Source organism: Dolichospermum circinale AWQC310F (assembly GCF_000426925.1).
GTDB lineage: Bacteria > Cyanobacteriota > Cyanobacteriia > Cyanobacteriales > Nostocaceae > Dolichospermum > Dolichospermum circinale.
In genome coordinates this window covers 88,197-111,860 of sequence record NZ_KE384669.1, presented here as the reverse complement: position 1 = coordinate 111,860, position 23,664 = coordinate 88,197, and the positions used below count along the sequence as shown (strand labels likewise).

General features: G+C 34.5%; 14 protein-coding genes and 1 pseudogene. 11 read left to right on the top strand and 4 right to left on the bottom strand.

From position 1 onward, the window contains the following. Positions 1-308 precede the first annotated feature (308 nt). The 3 genes from petC (at position 309) to ACIR310F_RS0105480 (ending at position 2,901) form a co-directional block, all read left to right on the top strand. Positions 309-848, top strand: coding sequence for a cytochrome b6-f complex iron-sulfur subunit (gene petC / locus ACIR310F_RS0105490; RefSeq protein WP_028082951.1), 540 nt, complete (start codon positions 309-311; stop codon positions 846-848). 122 nt (positions 849-970) lie between these two features. After that, complete coding sequence (gene petA / locus ACIR310F_RS0105485) at positions 971-1,972, top strand: cytochrome f (RefSeq protein ID WP_028082950.1); 1,002 nt, start codon at positions 971-973, stop codon at positions 1,970-1,972. A 155-nt stretch (positions 1,973-2,127) separates the two neighbouring features. After that, the gene (locus tag ACIR310F_RS0105480; RefSeq protein ID WP_028082949.1) at positions 2,128-2,901 is read left to right on the top strand and encodes a glucosamine-6-phosphate deaminase; all 774 of its coding nucleotides are present in this window, start codon (positions 2,128-2,130) and stop codon (positions 2,899-2,901) included. Positions 2,902-2,941: 40 nt separating this feature from the next. Here ACIR310F_RS0105480 and ACIR310F_RS0105475 read toward each other — a convergent pair whose 3' ends face one another. The 4 genes and pseudogenes from ACIR310F_RS0105475 to ACIR310F_RS0105460 form a co-directional block, all read right to left on the bottom strand. Beyond that, a complete protein-coding gene (locus ACIR310F_RS0105475; RefSeq protein ID WP_028082948.1) occupies positions 2,942-3,646 on the bottom strand; it encodes a DevA family ABC transporter ATP-binding protein in 705 nt (234 codons plus the stop codon). Between the two features lie 18 nt (positions 3,647-3,664). Further along, the gene (devC, locus tag ACIR310F_RS0105470; RefSeq protein WP_028082947.1) at positions 3,665-4,840 is read right to left on the bottom strand and encodes an ABC transporter permease DevC; all 1,176 of its coding nucleotides are present in this window, start codon (positions 4,838-4,840) and stop codon (positions 3,665-3,667) included. A 16-nt stretch (positions 4,841-4,856) separates the two neighbouring features. Then, positions 4,857-6,086, bottom strand: a pseudogene (locus ACIR310F_RS21645) (ABC exporter membrane fusion protein). 325 nt (positions 6,087-6,411) lie between these two features. Continuing rightward, positions 6,412-6,741 carry a hypothetical protein gene (locus tag ACIR310F_RS0105460; protein WP_028082946.1) on the bottom strand — a complete coding sequence of 110 codons (330 nt, stop codon included), beginning with the start codon at positions 6,739-6,741 and terminating at the stop codon, positions 6,412-6,414. A 779-nt stretch (positions 6,742-7,520) separates the two neighbouring features. Between ACIR310F_RS0105460 and ACIR310F_RS0105455 the strand changes: the two genes are divergently transcribed. The 8 genes from ACIR310F_RS0105455 (at position 7,521) to ACIR310F_RS0105420 (ending at position 23,417) form a co-directional block, all read left to right on the top strand. Beyond that, entirely contained in the window at positions 7,521-13,826 is a 6,306-nt protein-coding gene (locus tag ACIR310F_RS0105455) for a type I polyketide synthase (RefSeq protein WP_028082945.1), read from the top strand. 64 nt (positions 13,827-13,890) lie between these two features. After that, positions 13,891-16,581: a PfaB family protein gene (locus ACIR310F_RS0105450; protein WP_196803167.1), complete on the top strand. Its 2,691-nt coding sequence runs from the start codon at positions 13,891-13,893 to the stop codon at positions 16,579-16,581. A gap of 172 nt (positions 16,582-16,753) precedes the next feature. Continuing rightward, positions 16,754-18,403: a PfaD family polyunsaturated fatty acid/polyketide biosynthesis protein gene (locus ACIR310F_RS0105445; protein ID WP_051289480.1), complete on the top strand. Its 1,650-nt coding sequence runs from the start codon at positions 16,754-16,756 to the stop codon at positions 18,401-18,403. A 96-nt stretch (positions 18,404-18,499) separates the two neighbouring features. Then, complete coding sequence (locus tag ACIR310F_RS0105440; RefSeq protein WP_028082942.1) at positions 18,500-19,828, top strand: phthiocerol/phthiodiolone dimycocerosyl transferase family protein; 1,329 nt, start codon at positions 18,500-18,502, stop codon at positions 19,826-19,828. Positions 19,829-19,840: 12 nt separating this feature from the next. After that, a complete protein-coding gene (locus ACIR310F_RS0105435; protein WP_028082941.1) occupies positions 19,841-20,146 on the top strand; it encodes a phosphopantetheine-binding protein in 306 nt (101 codons plus the stop codon). A gap of 139 nt (positions 20,147-20,285) precedes the next feature. Beyond that, positions 20,286-22,145 carry a TubC N-terminal docking domain-related protein gene (locus tag ACIR310F_RS0105430; protein ID WP_028082940.1) on the top strand — a complete coding sequence of 620 codons (1,860 nt, stop codon included), beginning with the start codon at positions 20,286-20,288 and terminating at the stop codon, positions 22,143-22,145. Positions 22,146-22,473: 328 nt separating this feature from the next. Continuing rightward, a complete protein-coding gene (gene pipX, locus ACIR310F_RS0105425) occupies positions 22,474-22,752 on the top strand; it encodes a transcriptional coactivator PipX (RefSeq protein WP_028082939.1) in 279 nt (92 codons plus the stop codon). After that, positions 22,749-23,417: a YggS family pyridoxal phosphate-dependent enzyme gene (locus ACIR310F_RS0105420; RefSeq protein ID WP_028082938.1), complete on the top strand. Its 669-nt coding sequence runs from the start codon at positions 22,749-22,751 to the stop codon at positions 23,415-23,417. The genes pipX and ACIR310F_RS0105420 overlap by 4 nt, the downstream gene beginning before the upstream one ends. Positions 23,418-23,664 lie beyond the last annotated feature (247 nt).

The window sequence follows — 23,664 nt, the reverse complement described above, 5'->3', positions numbered from 1 at the left end:
TTTCCTGTTCCCTGTTCCCTGTTCCCTGTTCCCTGTTCCCTGTTCCCTGTTCCCTGTTCCCTGTTCCCTCTTTCCTGTTCCCTGCTCTTATTTAGATTTTACATTTAGTTATGATGTTAAGTTCCGTGAGTCCAGTATGATAAGGATATAAAGAAATGTAATGCTAACAGAAAAGATGCTCACTTGAGTCTTGCACAAAGAGGTACAGCATCGCTGCGGGCGTTATTAGTTCGATGCAGACAAGAATTATTCCAGTGCTGGTACTCTTGTCAAAATGGTTAATAAATTACACAAACAGCGCGTAGATTATGGCTCAATTTTCTGAAATCAATGATGTACCCGATATGGGTCGTCGTCAATTTATGAACCTGCTCACTTTCGGGACTGTTACCGGAGTAGCCTTAGGTGCATTGTACCCTGTTGTTAACTACTTCATCCCCCCTGCTAGTGGTGGCGCGGGCGGCGGTACAGTGGCTAAGAACGAATTGGGTAACGATGTTTCAGTCAGTCAATTTTTGAATAGTCATAATGTGGGAGACCGCGCTTTGGTACAGGGACTCAAGGGAGATCCTACCTACATTGTGGTTCAAAGTAAAGAAGCGATCGCTGACTACGGAATTAATGCTATTTGTACCCACTTGGGTTGTGTTGTCCCCTGGAATGTGGCTGAAAACAAGTTTAAATGTCCTTGTCATGGTTCACAGTATGACGCTACTGGTAAGGTGATTCGTGGTCCTGCACCAAAATCTTTAGCCCTAGCTCATGCAGCAGTTGAAGAAGACAAAGTTCTGTTAACTCCTTGGACGGAAACTGACTTCCGTACTGGGGATGCCGCTTGGTGGGCTTAAATACATAGTGCAACAGTTATTAGTCTCCAGTCAAGAACAAAAGAGATTTTCATCAACTCTTGACCAATGACCAATGACCACCGACCAATGACCGCTAACCACTGACAAATGACTTTATAGAGATGAGAAATGCCCTTACACCGGCGAGATTAACTCGCACCGCTAAAGTGATGGTTAATACATTGCTGATAGCGATCGCTACTGTGACTTTTTTCTTCACTAGCGATATAACCCTACCACAAACTGCTGCTGCTTATCCCTTTTGGGCCCAGGAGACCGCCCCGGAAACTCCCCGCGAACCAACAGGGCGGATTGTTTGTGCTAACTGTCACTTAGCAGCTAAGAATACGGAGATAGAAGTTCCTCAATCTGTACTTCCTGATACCGTATTTAAAGCGGTTGTCAAAATTCCCTATGATACCAGCGTGCAACAAGTAGGCGCGGATGGTTCTAAGGTTGGCTTAAATGTTGGGGCTGTGTTAATGTTGCCTCAAGGCTTCAAGATTGCCCCAGAAGACCGCATTCCTGAAGAAATGAAGGCAGAAGTGGGTGATATGACTTTCACCCCTTACACTGACGATAAAGAAAATGTTGTCATTGTCGGACCATTACCTGGTGAAGAATATCAAGAAATCGTTTTCCCTGTTCTTTCTCCTAACCCCGCTACGGACAAAAATATTCACTTTGGCAAATACTCTGTTCATGTAGGCGGTAATCGTGGCCGTGGACAAGTTTACCCCACCGGTGAAAAGAGCAATAATAACTTATTCAACGCTTCCGCTACGGGTACAATTAGCAAAATCGCTCAAACAGAAGATGAGGACGGTAACGTTAAGAATCTAATTAGTATCACAACGGCTGCTGGTGATGTTGTTACTGATACAATTCCCGTTGGACCAGAATTAATTGTTGCTGAAGGACAAGCAGTTAACACTGGCGATGCTTTGACTAATAACCCTAACGTTGGTGGTTTCGGACAAAAAGATGCAGAAATCGTCTTACAAGATTCCTCCAGAGTTGCATGGTTAGTTGCTTTTATTTGTTTGGTGATGTTAGCACAAGTAATGCTAGTTCTCAAGAAGAAACAAGTAGAAAAAGTCCAAGCTGCGGAAATGAATTTCTAAATTCAAGAATTGAGGAGTCAGAAGTCAGAAGATCAGAATCTAAAGTTTTATTTATTTCGACTTAGATGATTCCTAATTCTGAATTATTTGTTATGGGACAGGCTTTTTGCCTGTCTTTTTTTTATAATGAGATATTGGTTATTGGTAACAAGTCAATGATAGAACCTACAAAATCTTTTTATGTTGATCATCTATTGGTACAAATTTACAGTTCAGCAATAGCCATGTCTAAAAGTGTGGCTAAAATCACACAGCAGTATTTACAAAATCTCCTTGATAAACAAAATCAAGTTGCTATTTTATTAGCTACAGGTAATTCCCAAATTCAGTTTTTAGATGCTTTAATAGCTTTAGGGGGAATAGATTGGTCACGGGTAATTTTATTCCATTTAGATGAATATTTGGGAATTACATCAGATCATCCTGGAAGTTTTCGTCATTATTTGCGGGAACGGGTAGAAAAAAAGGTCAATCCTCAAAGATTTTATTATATTGAAGGGGATACATTACAACCAGTAGCCGAATGCGATCGCTATAGTAAACTTTTAGAAAATCAACCCATAGATTTATGCTGTTTAGGTCTGGGGGAAAATGGTCATTTAGCATTTAATGATCCAGCAGTCGCAGATTTTCAAGATCCTGCTCAAGTTAAACTTGTCAAACTAGATGATGTTAACCGTCAACAACAAGTGAATACAGGATATTTTGCAAATTTAGCAGATGTTCCCCAATACGCATTTACTGTAACTATTCCCATAATTTGTGATGCTAAAAAAATCATTTGTTTAGCACCAAACAGCAGAAAATCAAGCATAGTTAAAATCATGTTAACAGGAAATATTATCACAAATTGTCCAGCTTCTATTTTGCGTCAACAACCTCAAGCTAGTTTATTTTTAGATGTCAATTCTGCTAGTTTATTATCTTAATTAAATAACACATTCCCGACTGATTAAAGAAGTCAGGGATCTATATATTCCTGATTTGCTGCATTAAATGACCATCTTCCATAGTAATGATTCTATCAGCAATATCTAAAATTCGGTTGTCATGAGTAACAATTAAAATCGTACAATCTTGTTCTTTGGCTAATTGCTGCATCAAATTAACCACATCTCGTCCTGATTTACTATCTAAAGCAGCCGTAGGTTCATCAGCTAATACTAACTTAGGACGACTAACCAAAGCGCGAGCAATAGCTACCCGTTGTTTTTGTCCCCCGGAAAGATCAGAGGGATAATAATTAATTCTATCTCCCAAGTTCACAGCATTGAGCATTATTTCTGACTGGATATAAGATTCCCATTGAGAAATATTATGGTGTAATTCCAAAGACATTTGAACATTTTGCATAGCTGTGAGGAAATCTAGTAAATTATGGGCTTGAAAAATATAGCCAATTTGACGACGAACTTGTACTAATTCTTCCTTACTAGCACCTAATAATTCCTGACCATTGAATTTTAAACTCCCCGCTTGTACAGAACGTAAACCACCAATTAATGTTAATAAAGTAGTTTTTCCTGAACCAGAAGGTCCAGTCATAATCACAATTTCTCCAGCTTTGATAGTCAAATTAATATCAAACAAAGTTTGAGTAATTAATTTACCATGACCAAAGTAATGATGAAGATTAGTGATTTCCAAAATATTGTTACTAGGTAAATATGGCATTATTAGTGAGATTATTAGTTAATTAAAAATTTCCGCTGGGTCTAACTTGCGAAGTTTATTAGTAGAAAAGAAACCAGAAGTTAAACACATAAAAATAACAGAAGTAAAGACTAATAATCCCTTACTAAAATCCATAACAATTGGTAATTTAGTTGCATCTTTAGCAATATCATATAAGCCTAGAGAAATAGCAAAACCGGGAATATAACCCAAGACTGCTAAAATCAAAGCTTGTTGAAATACAACATTTAAAAGATATTTATTTCTAAATCCCATAGCTTTGAGTGTAGCAAATTGGACGAAATGAGTAGATATATTACTATAAAGAATTTGATAAACAACAATTACACCGACTACAAAAGCCATCATTACCATCAAATTAAATACAAATCCAATCGGTGTTCTTAATGTCCAATAGCTTTTTTCAAAATCAATAAATTCTTGACGGTTCATGATGATGACATCACTAGGTAAACTTTTAGCTAAAGTTGCTAAAATTTGCCGAGGATTAACATTTGCTTGCAGATGAATTAAGCCTATATCTACTTCATTTGCGCCATGTTCTGGGAAGATTTTAAAAAAAGTAGAAGAACTAACAATTAAATTACCATCTACACCAAAGGAAGGACCAAGACTAAATAAACCACTAACTTTAACTTTATAACCAACAGTAGCCAAATAACTAAATATTTCCATAGTTATGGGTTGATTCTTTTGAAAATATTCAGCAATTGGTCCAAATTCTGGACGTGCAGCCCGATCAAAAAATACTTGATCAGGAATTTTTAATAATTGAAAATTTTGTTCAATTTCCGGTAATCTAAATATAGATTTGACAGGTTCAAATCCTAGAACATAAATAGGATATTTGCGTCCATTTATGGGGTTTTTCAGTTTAGCAAATTGTAGATATAAAGGTGCAACTGATTCTATGCCATTAAAACCCAATATCTGATATAAACGAATACGAGGAAAGCTTTGAGTGGAAGTTAAAGATTTGTATTGGGAGCTAATTAAAAACAAATCACCCTCCAGATTTTTATGTACTTGAGTAGCACTAGCATAAAGAGCATCTTGAAAACCAATTTGCATAAACATTAAAACAGCAACAAAAGCAATACCAGCTAAAGCTACAAAAAAGCGTACTTTTTGTTTTGCTAATTGCAGCCAAGCTAAAGGTATATTTGGAATCATGTTTTACTCCTATTAGCTATTCATTATTACCTACTCCTGACATTTGAATAAGAGCCTGTACCTGTAAATTAGTTAAACTAGAAAGTCGTTGATTATCTGCTAAGTTATCAATGCGAATTTTCACATCAACTATTCTGTTATCTGTATTTGAACCAGGATTAGCATTAAAGATATTTTGTCTACCAACTTGTAAACCAATATCTGCAACTGTTCCCTTTATTTTGCCAGTAAAAGCTTCACTTGTAATTATTGCTGTTTAACCTAAACGAACTTTTGTAATATCAGTTTCATAAACTTCTGCAACTACATACATTTGTTGCGTTTGTCCTAATTCTAATATGCCTTTATTATCAATTATTTCTCCTGGCCAGGTATTAATTTTTAGCACTTGACCATTAATAGGTGAACGAATATAACTTAAATTTAGCTCGGCTTGAGCTTGTTGAACAGATGCTTTAGCACTTTGCAGATTTGCTTGGGCAACTTGTACATCTGTGGGGCGAATTTCTGCAATACTATTGAGTCTAGCTTGAGATTCAGTTAACTGTTTTTGCAAAGTTTCTATAGTTCGTTTTAAACTAGCATTAGCCTCATTAAGTTGTTGTTTGACAGTATCTCGACGTAATCTTTTAGTATCTGCATCAGAAGCAGAAATAGCACCATTTTGATATAATTTTTCATATCGTTTATTTTCGGTTTCCGAATTTTTTAATTCAGCTTTTAAACGAGCAATTGTGGCTTTTTGTGTGAAAAACGATCCTCGTAATTCAGATTCTAAACGGGAAATTGCGGCTTTTTGAGCAAAAATATCACCCAATTTCGCGCCTGCTTTTACTTGCTGAAGGTTCGCTTGACTAACTTCTACTTGTCTTTTTGCTTTTTCTAAAGCTGCAAGATTGGGAATATAATTATCAAGAATTGCTACTACTTGTCCTTGACGAATTTTGTCTCCTTTTTTAACTAAAAGTTGATTAACTCTTATCCCTGTTTGAGAATTAGGTGCTGAAAGACGAATTACTTCTCCTTGGGGTTCTAAACGTCCTAAAGCAGCAACAGCGGTAATAGTAGGGATTAAATTAGGGGTAACAGAAGATATGGTAGAGGCTGATTTTGAAGTTTTCTGAAAGTGAAAATATGAAAGGCCATAAATAGATATTACACCAGTAGCTATAACTCCAGAACTCGCCAATATTATCGGACATAAACCTACAGGTTTTATTAATGAGTGCTTTTCTTTGTGTAGCATAATTTTGTCTTTTAAATTAGGAAACATGACAATTTATGACTCTAAATAAGAGACAGAAAAGACATTACACTTGATAGCATCTCTTGATAACCTTGGGTCTAATATAATATCCAGCAAAATACTATTAATCAAAATCTTGCTTATTTTTTAAGACTTGATGATTATATAAAATACTTAACTAGTTAAAGATCAAAATTTTGACAGGTAATTGGTAATTAGTTTTTGCAGGAATCATAAGTAATATTTGAAAAATTTTAGCCATTATATGCAAATATCAAATATCAAATATTATTCCTAATAATACCAATTACCAATATCAGGATTTTTATTTATTTAGAACTACCTCTTTCTCTTTTTTCTTCCGCATAATTGCCAAGTATTCGCTGCGTGTTCCGTCTACTCGGTAATGATCACAAATTTGACACAGTTTCAGAAGATCCAAACGACTAAAGATTTTTTGATGTTCAATAGCGTTGTCATTACGCCACCGCCAAAATGTTGTTCTATCAATTCGACGATTGCTTTCAGGCCATCTTCTTCGTGATAAAAAATCAACTAATTCATCTTCATAAAATGAGTAACCTTTTGGTAATTTGAGGAGATCTTCTCGTAACTCATTCAGCGGGATGAGTGGATCTAATTCAGATAGTCTCATGCCAGCAAGCCCTTATAGTTTTTGTAAGTTCAATATTGCAGAAGCCAAATGTTATAATCAAGTTGAACTGTCTGAGTTGATGCTAAAACATTGTTTTAATTTCCCTGATTTAATCATATAGAATAAACTAATTTTTTAAGAATTTCAACCTATATGCAACAAGTTGTTTCATAAAACGATAATTATCGCAATATATGAACTTTGTAAAAATTGCAAGTTTTAAATTCTTGACTTATTCTTAATTTTTATTATCTCAAAGTTTGGGCATAAATAAATTGAAAAATATTTTTTAATTCCTAAGATATATTTTGTGGTGACAAATTTTACAGTCAGGAAAATATATTTCTGACGATAGATGTAAAAATACAGAATTTAGCAATAAATACAATTTCTCAAGATACCTGACTTCTTTTATCAATCAGGTATCTAGAACTCTTGATGTTCAAGATACGATTTTAAATCGGCTGCCTTGTGTATATTAAAAAGATATGAAATCTATATGCAACTTTGATCAAAATGGCTAAAACTTAGATCATAATAACTGTATTGGATAAGCAAAAATATTTGTCTGACATCTCTATCAATTTTACATTTGCAAGACTTTTTTAAAGTTGCACGTAAGTTGCTAATGAGTTGTAATAGGGTTGTCACCACTTTTAAAGATGAAAATCAATAGGCTGGATATGCCTAAATAAATGAAAGTCATATCTTCTGAAATTAACTAAATTTTAAAAACCTTCTATTAACTGAATGCCCGATCAAAAGAGTGAAATATGATTATGGCTGCTTCCACATTTGAAGCTGCTTTCGCACGGTTACAATCTGAAATTAGTACCTGTGAAAGGTCTGTACTCAAGATGATAAAGGTGAAAAAAGATATGCCTAATACCACAAAGATGAAAGGTGAAATTAATACCAAATTGCGAACTACTAACATAGCAATTATTGGTATGGCTTCTATCTTTCCCCAAGCGAAGAATTTACAGGAATACTGGCAAAATATTATTCAGAAAGTGGATTGTATTACTGATGTTCCCCCTTCTCGTTGGCATATAGATGATTATTATGATCCTGACCCCAAAGCCCAAGATAAAACCTATTGTAAACGGGGTGGTTTTTTGCCAGATATTGATTTTAATCCCATGGAATTTGGCTTACCTCCTAATATTTTAGAGGTGACAGATATTTCACAGTTACTCGGTTTGGTAGTGGCAAAAGAGGCAATGGAAGATGCTGGTTATGGTGCATCTCGTCAATTTAATCATGAACGAACAGGAGTAATATTAGGAGTAGCAATTGGTAGACAATTGGCTGTTCCTTTGGGTGCAAGATTACAAGATCCACTTTGGAAAAAGGTTCTTAAAAATAGTGGTTTATCAGAGGAAGATAGCCAGAAAATTATTGAAAAAATCAAAAGTGGATATGTAGAATGGGAAGAAAATGCCTTCCCCGGAATGTTAGCTAATGTCATTTCTGGACGTATTGCTAACCGTTTAAATTTAGGTGGGATGAATTGCGTAGTAGATGCAGCCTGTGCGAGTTCATTAGGTGCATTAAGAATGGCTATTAGCGAATTAACAGAATATCGCGCCGACATGATGATAACTGGCGGTGTGGATACTGATAATTCTATTTTCGCCTATATGTGCTTTAGCAAAACCCCCGCTGTTTCCCCTGGGGATAAGGTGAAGCCTTTTGATGCTGATGCTGATGGAATGATGTTAGGTGAAGGCGTGGGGATGCTGGTAATCAAGCGTTTAGAAGATGCTCAACGAGATGGCGATCGCATTTATGCAGTCATTAAAGGTGTTGGCAGTTCTAGCGATGGTAAGTATAAAAGTATCTATGCACCTCGTCCCGAAGGACAAATAAATGCTTTACGTCGCGCATATATAGAAGCAGAAATATCCCCCACAAGTATAGGTTTAATTGAAGCTCATGGTACAGGAACGATGGTAGGAGACCCTACAGAATTTAGCTCAATTACCACCGTTTTTAGTGAAAATAACCCCAAAAAACAGCATATCGCTTTAGGAACTGTTAAATCACAAATTGGACATACTAAAGCTGCTGCTGGTGCAGCTAGTCTAATTAAAGCGGCTTTGGCGTTACACCATAAAGTTTTACCACCGACAATTAATATCAGTAATCCTCATCCCAAACTGAACATTGATAACTCACCATTCTACTTAAATACGGAGACTAGACCTTGGGTAAGTCATCCTACCCAACCGAGAAGGGCCGGAGTCAGTGCCTTTGGATTTGGTGGTACAAATTATCACGTTGTTTTAGAAGAATATGAACATGAACATCATCACCCGTACCGTTTACACCATACTCCACAATCCTTGCTAATATTTGCTCCCACCGCTTCAGCCTTGTTATCTCGTTGTCAGCAAATCCACCAAAAACTACAAGATGATAGTAAAGAAAAATACTATCAACAATTAGTTACTGATTCTCAGATTGGCAAGATTCCTCTTAATTACGCCAGAATTGGCTTTGTAGCCAATGATTTAGCCCAAGGTCAGGAATTACTGAAAATTGCGATTGAAGGGCTAAAACAGAAGCCTGAAGCCCAATCATGGGAACATCCTCAAGGGATTTACTACCGTCAAAAAGGGATAGATATGACGGGTAAAGTGGTGGCTTTGTTTTCTGGACAAGGTTCACAATACTTAGAAATGGGGCGGGAGTTGGTAATGAATTTTCCTTGTTTGCGGCAAACATATACGCATATAGATAGTCTGTTGTGTGAAGATGGTTTACAACCTTTATCAACAGTAGTATTTCCACCACCAGTTATTGATAAAGCACAAAGACAAATCCAGTTAGAAACATTGCATAAAACTGAATATGCACAACCGGCAATTGGTGTGTTTAGTGCGGGATTATATAAAATATTGCAACAAGCTGGATTTAAACCTGATTTTGTTGCCGGTCATAGTTTCGGTGAATTAACAGCTTTGTGGGTTGCGGGAGTATTAAGTGAAGAGGATTATTTGTTCTTAGCAAAAGCTAGAGGACAAGCTATGGCTGCACCTGGAAATCCTAATTTTGATGCAGGAGGAATGTTAGCTGTTCAAGGAGATATTAGTCAAATAACGGAAGTCATTAAAAACTTCCCTCAAGTAGTTATTGCTAATAGAAATTCTCAGAAACAAGTAGTATTAGCTGGGAAGAAAAATGAAATTAATCAAGTACAAGAAATTCTCAAAAATCAAGGATTTCCTACTTTTTTATTAGCAGTTTCCGCAGGATTTCATACACCATTAGTATCTCATGCTCAAAAACCTTTTGCCCAAGCTGTTCAAAAAGTAAATTTCAATGAACCTCAAATTCCCGTTTATACAAATATCACGGGTGAATGTTATCCTCAAGAACCCCACGCTATCCAAAAAATTCTCAAAGAACAATTGTTAAATCAGGTATTATTTCAGCAGGAAATTGAAAACATTTATGCTGCTGGTGGTTATTGTTTTGTAGAATTTGGTCCCAAAAATGTCCTTACAAATTTAGTGAAAGAGATTTTAAGTGATAAACCCCACATAGCGATAGCTGTAAATGCAAATCATACTCAAGATAGTGATAAAATTCTCCGACAAGCTATAGTTCAATTGCAAGTAGCTGGATTATGTTTGCAAAACATAGACCCCTACCAAGTCCCAAATAAAATTACTGAAGTTCCTCAACAAAAAGTTTTGAACGTGAGATTAAACAGTACAAATATTACCGAAAAAACTCAAAAAGCCTTTGCAAAAGCTTTAGAAAATGGTTCTCATATAAGCGTTGTATCACCTCAAACAACAGTTAACGAAAAACCTGCAACTTCATTTAATGAAAAATTAGAAGAAGCAGAAATTCAGCCCCAAAATTCTGAAAAAATTATTCATAGCCTAGAAAATTTGATCACAGAATTTAGTCAACAACAACGGGATATTATTCACATTCATGAACAGTCATTGCACAGCCAAACAGAATACACAAAAACGTTTTCTCAATTAATGCAACAACAGTATTCATTATTAGAAAATAGTGAAACTACAGAACATCAAGCTAAAATTCAAGAATTAATAATTTCCAGTTCTGAACGTAACATGATGCGATTTCATGATCATCAAGGTGATACTCTGCGTATTCATGAAAAATACCTCAAATATCAACAGGAATATACCCAAAACTATTTTCAACTTCTCCAAGAACATTTTCATTTACTAACCTCAGAAAAAGCAGCTATTAATCATGTAAATCACCCTCAAATACTCAGCGACTCCGCGCCTCTGCGTGAGGAAAAAATTATCCCATTCATCAACAACACAGAAAAAACTATTAACGTAGTTCCCAAAATTCCAATTAACATAGATAAAGCCACCCTCAGTCAAAACCTATTAAATATAGTTAGTGAAAAAACAGGTTATCCGCTAGAAATGTTAGAACTGTCAATGGATATAGAAGCAGATTTGGGAATTGATTCCATCAAAAAAGTAGAAATTTTAGGAAGTTTATTAGAACTATATCCCGACTTACCTAAACCCAACCCTGAAGAAATTGGAGAATTGAGAAATTTGGGCGAAATTGCTAGTTATATGCAGCAGCAAGCCCAGAAAATTACTAAGTTATTAACTGAAGAAATAGTAGAGATAACAAAAACCACACCTCAGCCAAATATCCGCCGTAGTATTGCAAAAATACAGCAACTTCCCGCACCTGACAGTTTAGAATTTTCTCTTGCTGATAACCATATTGCATTAATAACTGATAATGGTTCTTATATTACCGAGAGATTAGCAAAAAGTTTGATAGATAAAGGCTGGAAAACAGTAATTTTAAGTTTTCCTGGTATCGAATCAAATGTTAATCAAGGAATAAATAGAGTAGTTTTAACTGATTGGAATGAAGACACTTTACAACAACAGTTAAAACAAATTCATGATAATTATGGTATTATAGCTGCATTTATTCACCTTCACCCGTTAACACCATTAGACATAGAGAAATCTATTCTTCGCCACGTTTTTTTAATCGCTAAATATCTGAAAGAACCACTAAATGAAGCCGCAAAATTAGGACGCAGTTGTTTTATTAACGTGGCGCATTTAGATGGTAAATTTGGATTAGGAGAAACCAATAAATTTAGTGCTATTGCGGGAGGATTGTTTGGACTTACTAAGAGTCTTAATCAAGAATGGGAAAATGTATTTTGTCGTTCTATTGACCTAAATCCAGAGTTAGATTTAGAAACATCTATTAAACATATTCTCGCCGAAATTCATGATTCAAATTTGTTAATTCAAGAAGTAGGGTATAGCAGCCAAGGTAGAGTTAACTTAATTGCAGATTTCACCCCATTACCAAGCATAAATTCTCTGAGAGAGATTACTAAAGATCAAGTATTTTTAGTTAGTGGTGGTGCGAAAGGAATCACAGCCCAATGTGTAATTAAAATCGCCCAAAAATATCAATGTAAATTTATTCTTTTGGGGCGTTCCAGCACAGGACCTGAACCAGTTTGGGCAGAAAATTGTGAAAATGAAGCGGAATTAAAACAGCGAATTTTAGAAAATTTCCAAGCCCAAGGGGAAAAGCCCACACCAATAATGGTACAAAAAAAGTATCAACTTATTTCCTCACAGCGAGAAATTCAAAATACTCTCAAAGCTATTCAAAAAGCAGGAGGACAAGCGGAATATCTGAGTGTAGATATTACCGATACAGTATTATTAGAATCAAAATTGGCAGATGTAATTGAACATTTTGGGGCAATAACTGGTATTATTCATGGTGCAGGAAACTTAGCTGATAAACGCATTGAAAAGAAATCAATTCAGGATTTTGAAAATGTTTATGCAGCTAAAATTCAAGGTTTAGAAAATCTTTTAAGATGTGTACCAGCAAGTCAATTACAATATTTAGTTTTGTTCTCTTCCGTAGTGGGATTTTATGGAAATGTGGGACAATCAGATTATGCCATAGCCAATGAAATACTCAACAAATCAGCCCATTTAATTAAACATAATTACCCTAATTATCATGTCATAGCTATCAACTGGGGACCTTGGGAAAGTGGCATGGTATCACCAGAATTAAAAAAAGCTTTTGCGGAAAGAGAAATTGAGGTAATTCCCATAGAAACAGGAACACAAATATTAATTGACGAATTAACAAACCCTCATCAAAATACAGTTCAATTAGTGATTGGTAGTCCTTTATTTTATGTTCCGTTGACCTTATCTAATAATTTAAAAACCTATCGCATTAAACGCCAATTAACATTAGCCGAAAACCCATTTTTACAGGATCATATTATTGCTGGTTTTCCTGTACTTCCTGCTACCTGTGGTTTGTCATGGATGACAAATGCTTGTGAACAAATATATCCCGGTTTTACAGCTTTTATTGCTTCAGATTTCAAAGTTTTAAAAGGCATAGTTTTTGATGAAACTTTGGCAAATGAATATGTTTTAGAAATTGAAGAACTTGCCAAACATGAAAATCAAGAAATAGAACTTGCCGCTAAAATTAGTAGTCAAACGCCAGATAAAAAAATCCGTTATCATTTTAGTACGAATTTAATTCTCAAACGAGAAATTCCTCCAGTTCCAAATTATGAAAACCTGAACTTTAATCAGGATCAAAATCTACTCAAAAATCATCAAGAATTGTATCAAGTAAATACTTTTAGCTTATTTCATGGAGTCACTTTTCAAGGTGTAAAATCAGTTTTGAATACTAGTCCTAGTCAGATAACCATTGAATGCTTTTTATCAGAACCAACGGCAAAAGAACAAGGACAATTTATAGTTCAAACGTTTAATCCCTATATAGCAGATGTCCAGATTCATTCTCTCTGGATTTGGACTCAATATTTTCATCAAGTTGGCTGTTTACCATCAGAAATTAACAACTTTGAACAATTTGCAAAAGTGCCTTTTGGTGAAACATTTTATGTTACTTCTGAGGTGAAATCAAAAACAGAATCTTCGGTAATTACAGATGTGATTACCTATAATCGTCAAGGACAAATTTATAATCGCATGATTGGTGCAAAAGGAACAATTTTACCTATACAAATAGCAAAATATTAGATATTTTTCACGCAGAGACGCAGAGGCGCAGAGAGAATTAAATTCTAAAATCTGGAGAATGATCATGGAATTAATTGCACAAAATTTCAAGTTAGCAATTGTGGGTATGGATTGTTTTGTTAGTAATTCATCAACATTAAATAAATTTGAAAGACTGATTTATGAAACTAAGCAAGATGCAGTTACATTTTCAGATTATCAGCAATGTCCATTAAGTCGAGAAGTGATCAATTCTGCTCTTAAAGATGCTGAAATTAAACCGGAAACAAAAATAGGGTTAATTATTATTTCTCCTTTAGAAAGTTCTGCCTTAGCTAATTATATTTCGGCTAAATTAGCATTTTTATCCGTAGAAAAATCGCTTTTATCAGCTTTAGATATGAGTCAACAATTATTAACTAATCAACAAGTTGAAGCTGTTTTAATTGTCGGAATAGATAGAAATTACTCAAGGGAAGTTAATAGAGGTGTATATACTTTTAGTTATGATGAAAATGCTAAGGATATAATTAAAACAGCAGGTGTAGCCGCAGTGGTATTTCAATTACATGAAACAGCCAAACAACAAAATCGTTGTATCTATGCAGTTATTGATGGTTGGAGTGTGGTGAAACATTCTCCAAATCACCCAGAAATTGTTACTCAAGTTTGTCAGGAAGCGTTTCAAATAGCAGATATTAAAGCCGCAGATATTGGTTATTTAGAAGTTGTTGCTAGTGGGATTCCTAACGCAGATACAGCGGAAATTCAAGGTTTAATATCAGCTTATCAGACAGGAAAAGAAAATCTCAGTTGTGCTATGGGTAGCGTTAAAGCAAATATTGGCAATACACAAGCCACATCTGGTATATTTAGTCTCATCAAAACTGCGCTTTGTCTATATCATCGTTATATTCCTGGTGTTCCCCATTGGTCAAATCCTAAACAGCCGGAAATTTGGCGGGGAAGTCCTTTTTATGTAGCAGTAGAATCAAAACCTTGGTTTTTAGAATCTGATACGACTAAAAGAATAGCTGCGGTAAATATTATGGAAGACGATAATCAAAATAATACTTATGGACATTTAATTTTGTCAGAAGAAATCACCCAGATGGAACGTAATAGTAAATATTTGGAACAAATGCCTTATTATTTATTTACTATTGCAGCAGATGATCCTGCTTCTTTATTAACACAAATTACCGCACTTCAAGAAAATATCACAGGTATTTCTTGCCTATCTCAACTGGCTAGTAATTATTTCCAAAAATATCAGCGATATCAAAAATCAACCTATGCTTTAGCAATTCTATCACGACATCCAGAGGAATTAAAACGAGAAATTGAAAGGGCAATTCAGGGAGTAAATATTGCTTTCAATACTGGTAAAGATTGGCAAACTCCCCTTGGTAGTTATTTTACAGTTAATCCCCAAGGAAAAAAAGGTCATGTTGCCTTTGTTTATCCTGGTTCTTTTACTTCTTATATAGGAATAGGCAGAAATATTTTCCGTCTTTTTCCCGAACTACATAATGATATTGTCATTAAAAGTGTTTATAATCGAGTCGCTAACATTGAAAAAATTCTCTATCCTCGTAGCATTAATAAACTATCAAAAAGACAACTAGAAACTATAGAACAAACATTAATAAATGATCCAGTTTCTATGCTGGAATCAGAAGTTGGTTTCGCTGGATTAATGACAGCAATTTTGAAAAAATATTTCCAGATTCAATCACCTTATGCTTTCGGATATAGCCTTGGTGAAACCAGTATGATGTTAGCCCAAGGTATCTGGACAAGTTTTAAAAGTACCAGTGATTATTTGAACTCATCACCTTTATTTAAAACCCGGCTATCAGGTCCTAAAAATGCAGTTCGTCAACATTGGGGATTACCTTTAATTCATGAAAATAAAGGGGAAGAATTTTGGAGTAGCTACATTTTGATCTGTTCATATTCTCAAGTACAAAACATTTTAAAAAATGAACAACGAGTTTATATACCTTTAATTAATACACCCGAAGAAGTAGTTATTGCTGGTGAAACTCAGGCTTGTCGAAGAGTGATTGAAACTTTAAAATGTGACGCTTTTCCTACATCAATCAATCATGTAATTCATTGTCAACCAATGCAATCTGAATATGATGAATTAGTTAAAGTTAATACCTTACCAACTCAAACAGATTCAAACACAATTTTCTATTCTGCTGCTGAATATTCACCCATGAAAATTGATAGTCATTTAATTGGTAAAAATATCGCCAAAGCCCTGTGTCAACAACTTGATTTTCCTCGCTTAGTTAATCATGTCTATAATGATCAGATTAGAATCTTTATTGAAGTCGGTGTTGGTAGTAATTGTAGCCGTTGGATTAGCGAAATTCTTAAACATCAAGAACATCTAACTGTATCTCTAAATAAAAGAGGTGTAGATGATCACACATCTATTATTAAAGCATTAGCTAAACTATTTAGTCATCGAGTTGAGTTGGATTTATCACCTTTATATTCCTTACCTAATATTAAATTTGAACAAGAAATTGCTTACAAAAATCAATCATCTTTGCTGGATACTTCCTTGTTTAATTATGAACGCAGTATTAAATCTCTTCCTAATTATCAAGGTTTAAATGATAATAATCTGCGTTTGGCTAAAGCACACGGATTTTTATTACAGTCTCGGCAAACATCACTTCAAGAACTTAGCAGATTTCTCCAGCAGCAATTGGATTTGTACAAAAAAATGGTCATACAAACAAGAAAAGAAAAATAAAAATATAGATTTTGGGATCTGGAATAGGCTTCTAATACCAATTAGATTTTAGGCTGCACAGAATTATAAAATCCATTAATTCATCCGCGTTTATCTGCGTTAATCTGTGTTTTTAAAACCTAATATTCAAGTTAATTATCTGAGGTCAAATAAAGTGTTTAATTCCGAAAGTATGTTGAAAAAATATCATCAAAAACTCAAATTTTCTCCTTCAATGAACAACAATTATCAAAGATGGCAAGGCGATTTTAATACGGTATTTTTTGATGCAAAAAATATTAAAAACAAACTGATGAATTTAGATTATCCTTGTTATATTCTCAATAAAGAAGGACAAATTGGTATTAGTAATGTAGGAAGTTTATCCTATAGTGCTAATGGTAAAACTAAGCAATTAGAAATGCTTTTAACTGTTCCTGCTATCGGATTTCATCAATTAGGTGATCCAAGCTTTCTAGAGTTTTATGGCGTAAAATACGCATATATGACTGGTGCAATGGCTCAGGGTATTGCATCAGAAGAAATGGTAATTGCTTTGGGAAAAGCCAACATTTTAAGTTCCTTTGGTGCAGGAGGTTTATCTCCTAATCGTGTAGAAACAGCAATTCATAAAATTAAACAAGTTTTACATAACAAATCCTATGCTTTTAACTTACTTCATAGTCCCAGTGAACCTGCTATCGAACGTCGTTTAATTGATTTGTATTTACAGCATCAAATCAGAATAATTGAAGCCTCTGCATTCTTAGATTTGAGTGATAATATAGTTTACTATCGGTCTGTTGGACTGAGTTTAAATTCAGCTAATCAAATTGAAATCAACAATAAAATTATCGCCAAAATTTCCCGTCGAGAAGTTGCTACTAAGTTCCTCCAACCTGCACCTACAAAAATTCTGAAACAATTAGTTGAACAAGGATTAATTAGCGAATTACAAGCTAATCTGGCGGCTAAAATTCCTATGGCTGATGATATTACTGTAGAAGCAGATTCAGGAGGACATACAGATAATCGTCCCTTGATTTGTTTATTACCTTCTATTTTAGAATTAAGAGATGAAATTCGGCGTCAATATAATTATGAAAAACCCGTAAGAATTGGTGTAGCTGGTGGTATTTCTACACCCCAATCAGCACTAGCAGCTTTAATGATGGGTGCAGCCTATATTGTCACCGGTTCTATTAATCAATCATGTATTGAAGCTGGTACTTCTGAATATACAAAAAAGTTATTAGCTGAAGCAGAAATGACCGATGTAATGATGGCTCCAGCGGCTGATATGTTTGAAATGGGAGTAAAATTACAAGTTCTTAAAAAAGGAACTCTCTTTCCCCTCCGCGCTCAAAAACTATGGGAATTATACAAAAACTATAATTCAATTGCAGAAATTCCCTCAGATGAAATAGAAAAATTAGAAAAACAAATTCTGCGAAAAACAATTTCCGAAATTTGGCAAGAAACATCTACTTATTTATCTCAACATCACCCAGAAAAATTAAGCAAAGCAGCTAATAATCCTAAAGTAAAAATGGCATTAATATTTCGCTGGTATTTAGGACTATCTTCTCGGTGGTCTAATACTGGGGAAAAAGGTCGAGAAATTGACTATCAAATTTGGTGTGGACCAGGAATGGGAAGTTTTAATAATTGGGTGCGTGGTTCTTATTTAGCAGATATTAATAATCGTCAAGTAGTTGATATAGCCGATCAAATTATGACGGGTGCTGCTTATTTATATCGCATTCAAAATTTGAAAATTCAAGGTTTACAAATACCAGAAGAATTTAGTCAATATCATCCAGTATCTAACTTAAATAAATAAGCAAGTTTGTAGTTAGTGCTTTGGTGCTAATAGTGAGGGATTTATCCCTCACTACCAACTACTTTAATATTTCTTATTTAGCAAAGGGTGATAAATATGGCTATAAATAGAAAATTGGGACAGCTAGAACAAACAATGGAAATCCTGAATCAACGAGCTAAAACATGGAACTTAGTTACTATTAGTCGTATTCAGGGAAATATTCAAGCAACAGTTCTTAGACATTGTTTAGATATTATTCAATATCGTCATCCTGTCCTTAATTCTCACATTATTAATTATGATAATTCCTACTATTTTCATCCCGCAGGTATAAGAAAACTTCCTTTGCAAATTGTTAATGTTAGAGAAAGTCAGGAATGGGAAGCAGTCGTTAATGCAGAAATGAATCAAGTAATTGATAGTAGTAAATATCTGCTAAGAGTTGTACTTTTAAAAGTATTAAATCAGCCGAATATCAATTATCTGATTACAACTACACATCATGCTATTACCGACGGTTTATCAAGCATCCAACTTCACTCAGAAATTTTAACCTATTGTCAAGAAGTCACTGAAGGTAAATCTATTCCAGCAGTTAATACTTTAGAACATATCCCACCCATTGAAAAACTATTACCTGCATGGACAAATAGTTTTAAAAACAAACTGTCTAGAATTGCTTTATTATTAAATATTGCACTTCAAAAATACTTGAATCCTCCCAAAACATTAAAAGTAGAAAACTATGTTCCCATTTCTCAGCGTCGTTGTGAAATTATTCATACACAACTTAACGAAGAATCAACCCAAAAGTTTATTCAAAAATGCAGACAAGAAAATACTACAGTACAAAGTGCTTTATGTGCGGCACTAATGTTAACAGTATCCAAACAAATTACTAAAAGCTATGAAGATAATATTAAAGTTAGTTGTTTATCATATATTGATTTGAGACAAAGGTTAAAACCTAGAATTAATGCAGAAAATATGACAGTTTTAGCAACATCTTTGATGGGATTTTATAGAATTAAGAATAATATATCTATTTGGGAATTAGCACGGAAAATCAAAAATGATTTAAATAAAAAAATAAGTCAAGGAGAGATATTTAACATGATATTTCTCGCTAAACACCTGATAAATTTTTCTTTGCTCTTCCCCAATCAAGTATCTGCTACAATCTCAGTTTCTAATGTTGGTAAAGTCAATATTCCCCGTGTTTATGGTGAATTAGAACTAGAGGAAATCAGTTTTGTTGGTTCTCATGCTTTATATGCAGGAATGTTTATTGTTCATGCTGCTACTTTTCAGGAAAAAATGACCTTAAATTTTGTGTTTTCTCAACCTGCAATTAATCGTAAAACTATGGAAAAAATTGTAGATGATTGTATATCAGATATGATGAAAATCTCCTCTCATTTGTCAATAATAGGAGGTGCATAAATGGATAATAAAATGAATAATAATTTATCCACTTATCTATTTAAAAACCAAGATAAAACAGCTAAAATCCAAGCTTGGTTAGTTTCCGAAATTTCCTCTTTATTGGCAGTTAACCCAGAAGAAATAGATATTCGTCAACCTTTAGATAGTTACGGCTTAGACTCAGCACAAACTATAATTATCGCTAGTAAGGCCGAAAAGTTTTTGGGATGCAAATTATCTCTTATTCACCTTTGGTATTATCCCACCATTGAAGAACTTTCCATCAGACTATCTGAAGAATTAGAAAATTCACAATCAGAAATTATCCAGATATAACCTCTACATATTCTGTTTAATTACTGACAATCTAGTTTTTCCTCCTTGATTATTGGGACACTTCGCTAGATTAGGAAAATCCTATCAGCCAGGTGTCCTCTTTTCTAAATTGTTGTTTTTAAATACGAGAAATTTTGTTATGAATGCAGCAGAAATTTTAGCCAAACTCACTCAAAAAGGTGTATTATTTTGGGCAGAAAATAGCAAACTTAATATTCGTTCTCCCCAAGGTGTAATTACTCCAGAAATACAATTGGAAATAGCTAGATATAAAGCAGATATTTTAGCATTAATTCAGGAAATGAATGTTACAGATAACTATACTAATCAAACTTTAATTCAAGGAATTAGTTTACAAACTATTGGTAAGTTAATTGGTGGTTTTTCTGGAGAATCACCTATTGGATACCAACCTCCAATTATTAATCCTAAATTCATGGCTGAAAACTTGAAGGTTACTTTTAGACCTTTGCCTGATTATTATCAAAATAAAGCTATTATTAGATTTCGTCAAGAATTAATTTTCTACTTGCAAAAGCATGGTGTGAAAGTAATTCCCTGGAAACAAGCCACCATGGAATTACAACATACTATTAAAATCCCTATTATTAACTGGAATCAATCTTTAAAAATGCAGGTAGTCAGAGCAGATATTGATGCTATTGTAGACGTGGAAAGACCAAATTCATGGTTAAGAAAATTAGGCATAATTATCGCTGAAAGTTGGTATAAATTATCTTATAGATGGCTAAAAGAAAAACAACAAATGTCTGTTGTACAAATCGCTAAATTGAGTAGTTGGGCTGAAGATCACGCAGCTAAATATGTGGAAGATCCTACAAATACACAAGTAGTAATCTTGACTGATATAAATGATAAATTTATTAACCCAACTACACCTTATACAGAAAAAATCCCCATGGGGATAAATACACTAGTGAAAACTTTTTCAGAAATTGTAATTGGTATATCCCATGAAAAATTTTCTATTTTGAATATGAATCTCTCAGATTCTAACTTTGATCAGGATGAAGTTGAAGATTTTGCCTTAAAATCGCTTATTCCTAAAATATTTGTCCCTATTACTCCTCTATTAATTAACCGTTTTCAACTGGGAGAATATAATCCTCATTTATCAGATTATGCTCATAAATTGGTGAAAATGGGTGAAGAATTAGCATCTACAGGTTTGTTTCCAGCGGGGTTTAAATTAGACAAAGTTATTAAAAGAAAGTCCCATAGAGATATTGTCAATGTTATCGTTAATGGTAGAACAGGAGTATCTTACGGTTTTGTAGCTTATGCTGAACCTCCTCATTATGTAGGTGAACCAGAAATCAGTATTGACGCATGGGAAAACTTATTACCTGTACCCGGATTTAGTAGTTATGAACTTCGTCAAAATCAACAAGGTAGACGTTATCTAAAACTAAATATCAACGCAGAAAATAGATTTAAACAAATACCTGATATTTGGCTAGTTAGTTCTGGGTCTGGCGCAAATAAAACAGCTTTAAATATTGATTCTGATGTTCTTCGCATTGGTTTAAAAGATAAATTACATCTGCAATTACCATTAGGAAATCAATCAAAAAAGGCAGATATTAAACCTTCCTATGATATCTATGTCATGTTAGCTATTAGTCTAGCAGCGGCTTTATACACACCAGAATTAATTAAAAATGGTGCGCCCATAGTTCACTTTCATGGTTATCCTGATTTTGATTGGTTTCAAGAAAATGAATACTGTGTGGGGATGAATAATCCTTCTGTACCTTGTGGAACTTATGAATCAGGAGTTTTAAACTTTTTAGGAATTGCTAATTTAGGCAATCAAATTATCAATAATGTCAAATTAATTAGCTTAGTAGAACCAGATCATGGTACAAATTTTATTGCTAATGATTTAGAGTATTTAATAACTAGGTTAAAAGCGGGCTGTGTGACTGGACAAATTGAATTAGGTGGTAAAAATTTTCCTTCTCTGAAAAATCGGTGACAAGGAAAAGTCAGGGGACTGGGGAAGCAGGATAAAAATTTATTTCTCCTTTTTTCTTTCTTGCTCCTGAATCCTGCTATATGCCGGCTGGGTAAATGTCCATCTTTGCGCCATTAAGGGAGAATTGTGGCACGATGGAAGCAGCTATGGCAATACCGCATCAACTTAGGTTATGATCCAATACAAAAAAGTATTGTTAGCTGTGGGAAATTGTAATAAAATAGTTATTTTCCCATTGTCAACGAAAATTTTGGCGGAAGGGACGTACTATCCTCTGAATGTTAGTTAATTGCAAAACACCCTATATACTCCCAACCTTGACTAGGAAATGAATCCAGAAAACTCAGAAACTTACCTAAATCATCCAACTTGGGGTTTACTCTATAGGATCAGTATGGTTGATGAGAACCAGGATCTGTTTACCACACTCTATGCCCAACGCTTATTTTTTCTGGTAACAAGTGAACTTAAAGTCCTGAAATTTCAGCCCATTGGCCGCACTGAAGCTAGAATGATGCTGGAAAATCGTTTACGTATTTTGCGCCGCAGTGGTAACTCCCAAGAGTATGATCAACTTCAAGGTGTTTTCCAACGCACGTTCCAATGACTAATTCCATTAGCGATAGCTTTGCTAATATTCACTCCTCACTACCCCCTACGGTGAGGTTGATTGCTGTGACAAAAAGAGTATCTACTGAATTTATGCGGGAAGCTTATGCCGCAGGAATTCGTGATTTTGCCGAAAGTCGTATCCAAGAAGCTGCCAGTAAACAAGCCGAGTTACAAGATCTATCGGATATTACCTGGCACTTTATAGGACATCTACAAAGTAATAAGGCTAAAAAAGCCTTAGAACTATTTCAGTGGATTCACTCCGTAGATAATTTAGCACTAGCACAACGCTTAAATACTCTAGCGCAAGAATTGGAAGTGACCCCAAAGGTATGCTTACAAGTTAAAATTCTCCCCGATGCGAATAAATCTGGTTGGATGATTCCCGAATTATTTGCTGACTTGGAAGCACTCAATCAATGTCAAAATTTACAAATTCAAGGTTTGATGACAATTCCGCCTCTAGGATTGGAGGCTGGAGAAATCTTGAATGTTTTTCATAGTACATATAAATTAGCCCAAACAATCCAATCACAAAATTGGTCAAATATTACAATGCAGCAGTTATCAATGGGGATGTCTGGAGATTACCAATTGGCAGTGCAAGCAGGGGCAACCATGGTAAGATTAGGTACAATATTGTTTGGTCAACGTTCGTAGATAACGCTGTAGCTGTGGTGATCCAGAACAGATTGACAATCCTTCGAGAATCTATACTCTCAGCTATTGATATAGCGGTATGCAATTAAATCAGATACTAATTTTGATCACAAAGGCTTAATTAAGGATTTTACTCCTAGCTGCCCAAAGCTACCAGAATTGTTAAAAAATATAATCGTCTCATAAATAATGCTGAATTGTAAAAGGGGTGTGACCACCTTTATTTTTAATTATCATTAGGCTATAA